This is a genomic window from Bradyrhizobium sp. STM 3562 (genome assembly GCF_045571435.1).
GTDB lineage: Bacteria > Pseudomonadota > Alphaproteobacteria > Rhizobiales > Xanthobacteraceae > Bradyrhizobium.
In genome coordinates this window covers 8,407,714-8,419,515 of record NZ_CP120694.1, presented here as the reverse complement: position 1 = coordinate 8,419,515, position 11,802 = coordinate 8,407,714, and the positions used below count along the sequence as shown (strand labels likewise).

At 65.2% G+C, this 11,802-nt stretch carries 10 protein-coding genes; 8 read left to right on the top strand and 2 right to left on the bottom strand.

The window, feature by feature from the left end; genetic code table 11:
- The first annotated feature begins 2 nt into the window (after positions 1-2).
- The 5 genes from P6U23_RS38890 to P6U23_RS38870 all read left to right on the top strand — a co-directional run bounded on the left by P6U23_RS38890 (position 3) and on the right by P6U23_RS38870 (position 4,369).
- On the top strand, positions 3-977 hold the full coding sequence (locus P6U23_RS38890) for an aliphatic sulfonate ABC transporter substrate-binding protein (protein WP_407177554.1): 975 nt from the start codon (positions 3-5) through the stop codon (positions 975-977).
- Between the two features lie 244 nt (positions 978-1,221).
- Positions 1,222-2,073 carry an ABC transporter permease gene (locus P6U23_RS38885; RefSeq protein ID WP_407177553.1) on the top strand — a complete coding sequence of 284 codons (852 nt, stop codon included), beginning with the start codon at positions 1,222-1,224 and terminating at the stop codon, positions 2,071-2,073.
- Positions 2,073-2,858, top strand: a complete 786-nt coding sequence (locus P6U23_RS38880) for an ABC transporter ATP-binding protein (protein ID WP_407177552.1) — start codon at positions 2,073-2,075, stop codon at positions 2,856-2,858. Before P6U23_RS38885 ends, P6U23_RS38880 begins: the two co-directional genes overlap by 1 nt.
- Before the next feature lie 53 nt (positions 2,859-2,911).
- Positions 2,912-3,421 (top strand): OsmC family protein, encoded by a 510-nt coding sequence (locus tag P6U23_RS38875; protein ID WP_407177551.1) that lies wholly within the window; start codon positions 2,912-2,914, stop codon positions 3,419-3,421.
- Between the two features lie 147 nt (positions 3,422-3,568).
- Positions 3,569-4,369 carry a hypothetical protein gene (locus P6U23_RS38870; RefSeq protein WP_407177550.1) on the top strand — a complete coding sequence of 267 codons (801 nt, stop codon included), beginning with the start codon at positions 3,569-3,571 and terminating at the stop codon, positions 4,367-4,369.
- Between the two features lie 149 nt (positions 4,370-4,518).
- Here the strand turns inward: P6U23_RS38870 and mutS are convergent, their stop codons facing one another.
- Positions 4,519-7,260 carry a DNA mismatch repair protein MutS gene (mutS, locus tag P6U23_RS38865; RefSeq protein WP_407177549.1) on the bottom strand — a complete coding sequence of 914 codons (2,742 nt, stop codon included), beginning with the start codon at positions 7,258-7,260 and terminating at the stop codon, positions 4,519-4,521.
- 222 nt (positions 7,261-7,482) lie between these two features.
- Between mutS and pcaF the strand changes: the two genes are divergently transcribed.
- From pcaF to pcaG, 3 genes are all read left to right on the top strand, one after another.
- Positions 7,483-8,691 (top strand): 3-oxoadipyl-CoA thiolase, encoded by a 1,209-nt coding sequence (gene pcaF, locus P6U23_RS38860; protein ID WP_407177548.1) that lies wholly within the window; start codon positions 7,483-7,485, stop codon positions 8,689-8,691.
- Between the two features lie 103 nt (positions 8,692-8,794).
- Positions 8,795-9,496, top strand: a complete 702-nt coding sequence (gene pcaH, locus P6U23_RS38855) for a protocatechuate 3,4-dioxygenase subunit beta (RefSeq protein WP_407177547.1) — start codon at positions 8,795-8,797, stop codon at positions 9,494-9,496.
- The gene (pcaG, locus tag P6U23_RS38850) at positions 9,497-10,096 is read left to right on the top strand and encodes a protocatechuate 3,4-dioxygenase subunit alpha (RefSeq protein WP_407177546.1); all 600 of its coding nucleotides are present in this window, start codon (positions 9,497-9,499) and stop codon (positions 10,094-10,096) included.
- Positions 10,097-10,236: 140 nt separating this feature from the next.
- Here pcaG and P6U23_RS38845 read toward each other — a convergent pair whose 3' ends face one another.
- On the bottom strand, positions 10,237-11,802 hold the full coding sequence (locus P6U23_RS38845) for an MDR family MFS transporter (RefSeq protein WP_407177545.1): 1,566 nt from the start codon (positions 11,800-11,802) through the stop codon (positions 10,237-10,239).

The window sequence follows — 11,802 nt, the reverse complement described above, 5'->3', positions numbered from 1 at the left end:
ACATGATCAAATTCTCGCGGCGCACCTTGGTTGCAAGCCTTGCGGCGATGACATTGATGCCGGTCGGTGCTCACGCTGCCGATGCGCTCAAGGAGATTCGCATCGACTGGGCGACGTACAATCCGGTGTCGCTGGTGCTGAAGCAAAAGGGACTCCTGGAAAAGGAGTTCGCCAAGGATGGCATCAGCATCGTCTGGGTGCAGTCCGCCGGTTCCAACAAGGCGCTCGAATTTCTCAATGCCGGTTCGATCGATTTCGGCTCGACCGCAGGCTCGGCTGCCCTTGTAGCTAAGATCAATGGCAATCCGATCAAGTCGATCTATGTCTATTCACGCCCCGAATGGACCGCGCTGGTCACCACAAAGGATTCCAAGATCGCAAGCGTCGCCGACCTCAAGGGCAAGCGCGTCGCGGTCACCCGCGGCACGGATCCGCACATCTTCCTGGTGCGCGCGCTGCTCGGCGCCGGCTTGTCCGAGAAGGACATCACGCCGGTGCTGTTGCAGCACGCCGACGGCAAGACCGCGCTGATCCGCGGCGATGTCGATGCATGGGCGGGCCTGGACCCGATGATGGCGCAGGCGGAAATCGAGGACGGCGCGAAACTGTTCTACCGCAAGCCGGAGGCCAATACTTGGGGCATTCTCAATGTGCGCGAGCAGTTCCTGAAGGATCATCCCGACATCGTTCGCCGCGTGCTCGCCACTTACGAGGAGGCGCGCAAGGAGTCGCTCGCGAGCTACGACGAGCTGAAGAAGACCTTCATCAGCGCGACCAAGCTGCCGGAAGCCGTGGTCGACAAGCAGCTCAAGGAACGCACCGAACTGACCTACAACCGTATCGGCGCGCCGCAACGCGAGTCGATTTTGGAAGCGGGGCTGGCGCTGCAAAAGGCGGGCGTCATTGATGCCAAGGTCGACGTCAAGGCGGCCCTGGACTCGCTGATCGACGATCAGGTGCCGCTGCCGACGAATTGACGTCTTAACTTCGTCGCCCCGATACAGTCGTCGTCCCGGGCAAGCGACTTGTCCGCCGTAGCTCGGAGAGCGAAGGCGGAAGCGCGGCCGGGACCCATAACCACAGGCCTCGTTGTTTGAGCAGGCCGGGGCGCGCATTTCCCATCCTAATGCAGGTCTGTGGTTATGGGTCCGCGCTTTTCGCGAGGACGACAGCCGAGATTGCGGTGATGTCTTGCAATTCCTGCGCGGAAAGCATTTTGCTATGGCCATGACTGTTGACTTGCCGGCCACCGAGCGCCTGGAAACGAATATGCAAGCGGCGCAGCCTACGCGCGTGCGGCGCTATCTGCGCCCGCTGCTGGGCCTGTTGTTGCCGGTTGCGGTTGCGCTCGGCTGGGAGGTCATCGTCTGGCTCGGCTTCTCCAATGGACGCCTGGTCCCGCCGCCGTCCAAGGTATTTGCAACCATCGTCGCGCTTGCGGCAAGCGGCGAGCTCAGCCGCCATACCGTCGCGACGCTGTTGCGGGTCGTGAGCGGCTTCGCGCTTGGCGTGGTGGCCGGCACCATGCTGGGCGCGATCTCCGGCTATTGGGGGCTGGCGCGGCGGCTGCTCGATCCAACTGTTCAGGCCCTGCGCGCCATCCCCTCGATCGCATGGGTGCCGTTGTTCATCCTCTGGCTCGGCATTTTCGAGACCTCGAAAGTCGCGCTGATCGCGGTCGGCGTATTCTTTCCGGTCTATCTCGGCGTCATGGGCGCGATCCTGTCGGTGGACCGCAAGATCGTCGAAGTCGGCCGCATCTTTCGTCTGTCCGGTCCGGCGATGATCCGCCGCATTCTGTTGCCTGCGGTGTTGCCGGCCTATGTCGTCGCGCTGCGCGTCGGCCTGGGTCTCGGGTGGATGTTCGTGGTCGCCGCCGAGTTCATGGGCGCCTCCGAAGGATTGGGCTATCTCCTGATCGACGGCCAGCAGCTCGGCAAGCCCGCGCAGATCGTGGCGGCGATCGTGATCTTCGCCATTCTGGGCAAAGCCACCGACTGGCTGATCGAGATCGCAACCGCGCCGCTGTTGCGCTGGCAGGACGCCTTCGGCCAACACATGGGAGCGGCCTGATGCTGGCGCTCGACCGTGTCGGCAAGACCTATCCCAACGGGGTGCATGCGCTCGCGCGTTTCTCTGCCGAGATCAGGCAGGGCGAGATCGTCGCCATCATCGGCGGATCCGGTTGCGGCAAGTCGACCCTGCTGCGCGCGATCGCGGGCCTTGATCCCGCAAGCTCAGGGACGGTGACGCTCGATGACATCGCCATTTCGGCGCCGCACGAGAAGATCGGCATCATCTTCCAGGAGCCGCGGCTTCTGCCCTGGCTTTCCGTCGCCGACAATATCGGCTTCGGTCTCTCCGACCTGCCCGCCGACGTCAGGCGAGAGAGGGTCGCCAAGGCGCTTGCCCGCGTCGGCCTTGCCGACAAGGCAAAGGCCTGGCCGCGCGAACTCTCCGGTGGCCAGGCGCAGCGGGTGGCGATTGCGCGCGCGCTGGTGCCGCAGCCGGAAGTGCTGCTGCTGGACGAGCCGTTCTCGGCGCTCGATGCCTTCACCCGGCGCGACCTGCAGGACCATCTGCTCGACCTCTGGGCCGACACGCGGCCGACGCTGATCCTGGTGACCCATGACGTCGACGAGGCGGTGGTGCTCGCCGACCGCGTGCTGGTGATGCGGCCGCGGCCGGGCCGGCTGTTCGAGACCATCAGCATCAATCTGGCGCGTCCGCGCGACCGCAATTCCGAACTGTTCGACCATTTCAAGCGGCACGTGCTGACCTCGCTCGATCGCTCGCTGGACCGCAACGTGCCTGACGCGCATGGCCGGTCCGACGAGGGCGGGGCGATGTGGTGGTGACATCACGGCGCGGACCCGCTACATCCGGAGCGAAATAACTCCGGGAGAAAACGATGGACGCCGCCGCACTTCGCAGCCTGCAGGCTCCGATCAAGGAGCGTTACAAATCCGACCCCAACGCCGCGTTGATCACGCTCAAGGCCAAGGGCTCGATCGACAATGAAGGCATCGCCTGCAAAGTCGAGACCGGCCGCGCGCTCGCGGTCGCGGGCCTGCATCCGGCGACCGGCGGTTCCGGCCTGGAGCTGTGTTCCGGCGATATGCTGCTGGAGGCGCTGGTCGCCTGCGCCGGCGTGACCTTGAAATCGGTCGCGACCGCGATCGAGGTGCCGCTCCGTCAGGGGCTGGTGTTCGCCGAAGGCGATCTCGATTTTCGCGGGACGCTCGGGGTCGACAAGGAAGCGCCGGTCGGTTTCGCCGAAATCCGCCTGCGTTTCGAGGTCGCCACCGACGCGCCGCAGGACAAGCTCGATCTGCTTCTCAAACTCACCGAGCGCTATTGCGTGGTCTATCAGACCATCAAGAACGGCCCGAAGGTCTCCGTGACGATGAAGCGCATCTAGCGTCGAACAAAGATCGGTATCGTCCCCGCGGAAGCGGGGACCCATGATCACCGGCATCAATTCGCGCGCAGGCTTGTCACCTCGACCGCTCAAGAAAACGACCGCCTGTGGTTATGGGTTCCGGCGTTCGCCGGGACGACAGCAAAAATGTCTCCCGACCTCAGCCTCATCTTCGTGCTCGGGCTCCGCATGGCGGTCGCCGCCGCCTTCGTGGTGTCGGCATCGATCATTGCCGAGCGTTCGGGCCCCGTGATCGGTGCGCTGGTGGCGACGCTGCCGATCTCTGCGGGACCATCTTACGTATTCCTCGCGCTCGATCACGATGCGGCGTTCATCGCAGAAGGTGCGCTGGCCAGCCTGCCCGTGAATGCCGCGACGTTGTTTCTGGCGCTGACTTACGTGCTGCTGGCGCAGCGTCACGGTCTCTTGCTCAGTCTGGTGTCCGCGCTCGCGGTGTGGTTCCTGCTTGCCGCGGGATTGCGTGCGCTCGATCTCTCGCTTGTCGGCGGGCTCATCGCCAACGTGGTTGCGTTCGCGATCTGCGTGCCGCTGATGCAGCGCTATGGCCACGTGAAGATGCCGCTGATCACGCGCCGCTGGTACGACATCCCGTTCCGCGCTTCGCTCGTGGCCGTGCTGGTCGCTGCCGTGGTGACGCTATCAGGGCGGGTGGGGCCGGCGATCACAGGCATATTGGCGTTGTTCCCTGTGGTGTTCACCAGCCTGATGCTGATCCTGCATCCGCGCATCGGCGGGCCGGCGACCGCCGCCGTGATCGCGAATGGCGGCTGGGGCCTGATGGGATTCGGCGTTGCCATTGCGGTTCTGCATGTCGCCGCCCTGCGCTTCGGCTCGGCCGTCGGCCTGAGCCTCGCGCTCGCCACCTGCGTCGGGTGGAATCTGGCGCTGTGGTGGAACGGGCGAAGGAAGGTGGCGGTGGCGAAATAGGCGCCGTCATTCCGGGGCGCTCGCGTCAGCGAGCGAACTCTGATGTGCAATGGCACATCTGAGAATCTCGAGGTTCCGGGTTCGATGCGGAGCCTGTCGTCCGGCCGCGCTTCGCGCGGACCGGGTGGCATCGCCCCGGAATCACGGTCTCAGTGCTTCGGCAATTTCGCTTTCAACGCATAGATCGCGTCCAGCGCCTCGCGCGGAGACATCTCGTCTGGATGCAGCGCCTTCACGGCTTCGATCAACTGCGCCGCTTCGTCCGGCAGCGCAGGTTCGGCAGCCGCCCGCGACGGGACCGCGAACAGCGGCAAGTCGTCGACCAGCGCGCGCGCGGTCTGGCCACGGTCTTGGGCTTCCAGTTTCGCCAGCACCGTTTTGGCGCGCGCGATCACGGGCGCGGGGAGACCGGCCAGCCGCGCCACCTGGATGCCGTAGGAACGATCGGCCGAACCAGGCAGCACCTCGTGCAGGAACACGACCTCGCCATGCCATTCCTTCACCCGCACGGTGGCGTTGAACATCCGCGGCAGCTTGGCCGAAAGCGCGGTCAGCTCATGATAATGGGTGGCGAACAGCGTGCGGCAGCGGTTGTTTTCATGCAGATGTTCGATCGCGGCCCAGGCGATCGAGAGGCCGTCGAACGTCGCGGTGCCGCGGCCGATCTCGTCGAGGATGACCAGCGAACGCTCGCCGGCCTGGTTGAGGATGGCCGCGGTTTCGACCATCTCGACCATGAAGGTGGAGCGTCCGCGTGCGAGATCGTCCGCCGCCCCGACGCGCGAGAACAGCCGGTCGACGATGCCGATCCGGGCGCGGCTCGCCGGCACATAGCTGCCGATCTGCGCGAGCAGTGCGATCAGCGCGTTCTGGCGCAGGAAGGTCGATTTACCGGCCATGTTGGGGCCGGTCACGAGCCAGATCTGCCCGGACTTTTGCGCAGGCGCAGGCGAAAGATCGCAATTGTTGGCGATGAACGGCGCGCCGTCGCGCTTCAAGGCCTGCTCGACCACGGGATGCCGGCCGCCTTCGATGGCAAAGCTGAGCGAAGCATCCACTTCGGGCCGCACGTAATTGTCGTCGACGGCGAGCTTGGCGAGCGCGGTTGCAACGTCGAGCAAGGCGAAAGCGTGCGCCGCGGCGCGCAAGTCTTCGCTCGCGGCGAGCGCTTTGGCGGTGAGCCGCTCGAAAACTTCCAGCTCCAGATTGAGCGCGCGGTCGCCGGCGTTGGCGATCTTGGCCTCGGTCTCGCCGAGTTCGGCGGTTGTGAAGCGCACTTGCCCGGCGAGGGTCTGGCGATGGATGAAGGTCGCATTCAGGGGCGGCGACATCAGCTTGTCGCCATGCTGCGCCGTCACCTCGACGAAGTAGCCGAGCACATTGTTGTGCCGGATTTTCAGGCCCTTGATCCCGGTCTCGTCGGCGTAGCGCGCCTGCATCGCCGCGACCACCAGCCGCGAGGCATCGCGCAGGGAGCGCGCCTCGTCGAGCGCGGCTTCATAATCCTCGCGGACAAAACCGCCGTCGCGCTTGATGAGCGGCAGTTGCTCGGCAAGCGCGCGCTCGAGCTCGCGCGCAAGTTCGCGCGCGGGACGGCTGAGCGCCTCGATCACGGCCGCGACCTCCGCCGGCGGCTGCTCCAGTTCGGTGAGTTTTGCCAGCGCCTGGTCGGCGGCGATCATGCCGTCGCGAAGCCCGGCGAGATCACGCGGGCCGCCGCGGCCGAGCGAGAGCCGCGCGAGCGCCCGCGACATGTCGGGCGCGCCGCGCAGGATGGAGCGGATGTCTTCGCGCGCGGCGCTGTCGGCAACGAAGACACCGACGGCATCGAGCCGCCGCGCGATCTGCGCGACATCGGTCAGCGGCGCCGCCAGGCGCTGCGCCAGCAGCCGCGATCCCGCTGGGGTGACCGTGCAGTCGATCGCGTCGAGCAGCGAGCCGCGGCGTTCGCCGGAGAGCGTGCGCGTCAATTCGAGATTGGCGCGGGTCGCGGGATCGATCGCCATCGTGGTGCCGACCGCCTCGCGCGCGGGCGGCGACAGCGGCGGGCGCTTGCCCACCTGGGTCCGGTCGATATAGGTCACGGCGGCAGCGGCGGCCGTGGCTTCCAGCCGCGACATCGCGGCCAGCCCATCCATGGTCGCGACGGCAAAATAGTCGCACAGCCGCCGCTCGGCGGTGGAACTGTCGAAGACGTCGCGGGTGAGCGGCGTCACCGCCGGCAGTTCGCGCAGCAGCGGACCGAGCTCGGTATCGCCGTAGAGCGAATCGGCGACGATCGCCTCATTGGGATTGATGCGCGCCAGCGTCGCCTGCAATTCGCCGCTCGCGCACTCCGTGACCATGAATTCGGAGGTCGAAATGTCGATCCAGGCGAGCCCGAAACGGTCACCGCCTGAGGACGAGCGCGCCCGCGCGACCGCCAGGAGGTAATTGTTGGCGCGGGCATCCAGCAGCGTGTCCTCGGTGAGCGTACCCGGCGTCACCAGCCGCACCACGTCGCGCTTGACCACGCTCTTGTTGCCGCGGGCACGCGCCGCGGCCGGATCTTCCGTCTGCTCGCACACGGCGACGCGGGAGCCTTTGGCAATCAGCCGGTGCAGATAGTCTTCGGCGCGTTCCACCGGGACGCCGCACATCGGGATGTCCATGCCCTGATGCTTGCCGCGCTTGGTCAGGACGATGCCCAGCGCCTTGGAGGCGATCTCTGCATCCTCGAAGAACAGCTCGTAGAAATCGCCCATTCGATAGAACAGCAGCAGTCCCGGGTGGGCGGCCTTGATCTCGAGATACTGTTCCATCATCGGCGTCACGCGCGCCGATGTTTCCGCAAGCTGCGAGGGCTCGGCGGCGGTGGCGGGGGCTTGAGAGATGGACGGCTGGACGGTCATGGGAGGCGCAAACTAGCCAATTTCGCAATCCTGTCCTATCGCTTTGCGGGAGCGATCCGCCTTTTCCACCCCTCAACGCGTGACCAAAGGACGCTGGATTAAGCATGGCGGCCCCGCGCCAACGCGCCGCTCCGCATCAACGCCTCAATTGACCTCACGCAGAGGCGCTCCTACAACTCGCCCTCAATTGAGGCCGAAGGCGGCATTTCAGGGAGAAAACCGATGCGTGATGTCTTTGTTTGTGATGCCGTGAGAACCCCGATCGGCCGTTTCGGCGGTTCGCTCGCCAAGGTGCGCGCCGACGACCTCGCTGCCACTCCGATCAAGGCGCTGCTCGCCAAGCACCCCAAGCTCGATTGGTCCGCGCTGGACGAAGTCTTTTTCGGTTGCGCCAACCAGGCCGGCGAGGACAACCGCAATGTCGCGCGCATGGCGCTATTGCTCGCGGGGATTCCGGAATCGGTTCCCGGACAGACTCTCAACCGTCTCTGCGCCTCGGGGCTGGATGCGGTGGGCGCCGCGGGCCGCGCCATCCGATCAGGGGAGATCGATTTCGCCATTGCCGGCGGCGTCGAATCGATGACGCGGGCGCCGTTCGTGATGGGCAAGGCGGCGGAAGCGTTTTCGCGTTCGGCGGAGATCTTCGATACCACCATCGGCTGGCGCTTCATCAATCCCTTGATGAAGCAGCAATATGGCGTCGATTCCATGCCGGAGACCGGCGAGAACGTCGCCGAGGAATTCCAGGTCTCGCGCGCGGACCAGGACGCATTCGCGCTGCGCTCGCAGCAGCGGGCGGGCGCGGCGATCGCGTCGGGCTATTTCGCCGAGGAGATCACGCCGGTCACGGCGCCGGGCGGCAAGGCCGGCCCGATTACCGTCGATAAGGACGAGCACCCGCGGCCCGAGACCACCATCGAGGGATTGGCAAAACTGAAGCCGATCGTGCGCAATCCCGGCACGGTGACGGCGGGCAATGCCTCCGGCGTCAATGACGGCGCCGCCGCCATGATTCTCGCGTCCGAGGCGGCCGTGAAGAAGCATGGTCTTACACCGCGGGCTCGCATTCTCGGTCTTGCCTCGGCCGCCGTGCCGCCGCGCATCATGGGCATCGGCCCCGTGCCGGCAACGCGCAAGCTGATGGAGCGGCTGAACCTCAAGATCAGCGACTTCGACCTGATCGAGCTCAACGAGGCCTTTGCTTCGCAGGGAATTGCATGCCTGCGGCAACTCGGCGTGAAGGACGATGCCGACTTCGTCAATCCGCATGGCGGCGCGATCGCGCTCGGCCATCCGCTTGGCATGAGCGGCGCGCGGCTGGCGCTCACCGCCGTCCACGGCATGGAAAAGCGCGGCGGCAAGCTCGCGCTCGCCACCATGTGCGTCGGCGTCGGCCAGGGCGTCGCGGTCGCGATCGAGAAACTGAATTGACGTCCGCGTCGTCGTTGCGAGCGAGGCGAAGCAATCCAGAAAGCCGCGAACTGGATTGCGTCGTCGCTGACGCGCCTCGCAATGACAAAAGGAGGAGTTCGCCATGACATTCATCTATCCGGTCGATAGCAACAACGCGCATCCGGCGCCGCTGTCACCCGAGTATAAAAGCTCGATCAAGCGCGCGCCCAGCAAGCCGTTGATCCCCATGCGTCACACGCTGTCGGAACTGACGGGCCCGGTTTACGGGCATGAGACGGTGCGCGCCGGCGACAGCGACCTCACCGTGCAACACAAGGGCGAGCCGCTAGGCGAACGGATCATCGTGCACGGCCACGTGCTCGATGAGGATGGTCGCGGCGTGCCCAATACGCTGGTCGAGATCTGGCAGGCCAACGCCTGCGGCCGCTACATTCACGTCCGCGACCAGCATCCGGCGCCGCTCGATCCGAACTTCACCGGCGCCGGCCGCGCGCAGAGCGACGCGTCCGGCTATTACCGCTTCGTCACCATCAAGCCTGGCGCCTACCCCTGGGGCAATCATCACAACGCCTGGCGCCCGGCGCACATCCATTTCTCGGTGTTCGGCCACTCCTTCATCTCGCGCCTGGTGACGCAGATGTATTTCCCGGGCGATCCTCTGTTTCCGTTCGATCCGATCTTCAACGCGGTCGCCGACGAGAAGGCGCGCGCACGAATGATCTCGTCGTTCGATCTGGAAAATACTCAGCCGGAATGGGCGCTGTGCTATCGCTTCGATATCGTGCTGCGCGGACGTAACGCCACGCCAATGGAGAACAATTAAGTGGCAAGTAAACCGGAAGGCATCACGCCATCGCAGACCGTCGGTCCGTTCTTCAAGTACGGGCTGACCCCGGGCGGCCAGTACGACTGGAACGACGCCTTCACCAACAACCTCATCACGCCGGACGTCTCCGGCGAGCGCATCCGCATCGAGGGCATCGTGTATGACGGCGACGGTCTGCCGGTGCCGGATTGCATGCTGGAAGTGTGGCAGGCCGACGCCCAAGGGCGTTTCGCCGATCCGCAGGACAAACGTGCGTTGCCGAACGCCACGTTCAGGGGCTTTGGCCGCTGTGGCACCGACCAGAACGGGGCTTACGCCTTCGACACCATCAAGCCGGGCTCAGTGCCCGACGCCGATGGCAGGCCGCAGTCGCCGCATATCCTGCTCGCGGTTTTCGCGCGCGGCATGTTGCGGCATCTCTACACGCGGATCTATTTCGGCGACGAGGGGGCAAATGCCGGCGACCCGGTGCTGGCGCTGGTGCCGGCGGACCGCCGCAGCACGCTGATCGCCCAGCGCAAGGCGGGCGATGGCGCGGTCTATTCGCTCGACATCCGCCTGCAGGGCGAGGGCGAGACGGTGTTTTTCGATATTTGATTCCGCCGTCGTCCCGGCGAAAGCCGGGACCCATACCGCGGAATCTATCCGTGGTATTCCGCGGCCGACGACCTTCGCACCAACATCGCCCTGTGGTTATGGGTCCCGGCTCGCGCTCCGCTTGGCCGAGACGACGGGACCTACTCCATCACCGCATGCTGCTCGCCGCCGCCACCGCCGGCCTGGCTGCGCAGCGCGACTTTGGTCGAGCCGATCATGATCGCGAGCGGGATCGAGCAGAGGATGAAGATCATCACGAGCTGGTAGTCTTGCGAGAAGGCGATGATCTGCGCCTGCAAGGCCACCATCACGTCCGCAAGCGCGCGGCCCGAGTCGGTGCCAAGGTTGATCAGACGGCTGACGTCCGGCATCTGGATCGCCTGGTTGAACGGCGTGATGTGCTCGGAGAGAATGGCGTAAGTGCGCCGCGAACCCTCGGTGAGCTGCGCGATCACGATGGAAATGCCCACCGAGCTCGCGACATTGCGCACCAGGGTCAGCATCGAGGTGCCGTCGGTGCGCAATTGATTGGACAATGTCATGAACGCCACCGTCGAAAGCGGCACGAAGACGAGGCCAAACCCGAATCCCTGGACGATGCTGACCGTCACGATTTCGGGAGCACCGGTCTGATCGGTCCATCCGGTCATTTGGAATAAGGACGCTGCGGTAATGATCAGCCCGGTGATGATCAGCGAGCGCGCTTCGAAATAGCGCATGAGCCGTCCGACCAACATCATCGCGACGAAAGTGCCGCAGCCGCGGCTCGCCAGCAGGACGCCCGCGGTAATGATCGGGTAGCCGATCACGTTTTGCAGGTAGGGCGAAGCCAGGGCCATGGTGGAGTAAAGCACAAGGCCCATCACCGTCATGAAAATGCAGCCGGTGACGAAATTCCGGTCCTTGAACAGCGCGAGCCGGATGAATGGATTCGGCGTCGTGAAGGAATGCGCGAAGAAATAGTAGAAGCCGATGCCGGAGATGATGAATTCGGCAATAATCTCGTTGGACTCCAGCCAGCCCTGCTGCTCGCCTCGGTCGAGCGCAAGCTGCAGTGCGCCGATCGCGACCGCGAGCGCGCCGAAACCGAACCAGTCGAAGCGCAGCTCATGGTCCTGCTTGGTCTCGTCCATGAAGACCATCAGGCCGAGCACGGTGACGAAGCCGAACGGCAGGTTGACGAAGAACACCCAGTGCCAGGAATAGGTCTCGGTCAGCCAGGCGCCGAGCGACGGTCCCATGATCGGGCCCATCATTACGCCCATGCCCCAGATCGACATCGCCTTGGCGCGTTCCTGCAGCGTGTAGTAGTCGAGCATCACCGCCTGCGAGAGCGGCACCAATGCCGCGCCGAACACGCCTTGCAACAGGCGGAACAGCACCATCTGGTTGATGTCCTGCGCGAGCCCGCACAGCACGGACGCGACCGTGAAGCCGGCCGAGCAGATGATGAAGGTGCGCTTGCGCCCGAAGCGGTTGGCGATCCAGCCCACCGGCGCGGTCATGATCGCGGCCGCGACGATATAGGAGGTCAGCACCCAGTTGATCTGGTCCTGGGAGGCCGACAGCGTGCCCTGCATATAGGGCAGCGCGACGTTGGCGATGGTGGTGTCCAGCGCCTGCATGATGGTCGCGGTCATGGCGCAGATCGTCACCATGTTCCGGCGCAGGCCGGGAACCGCGAGGGAAGCTGGCGCGCCCGACAC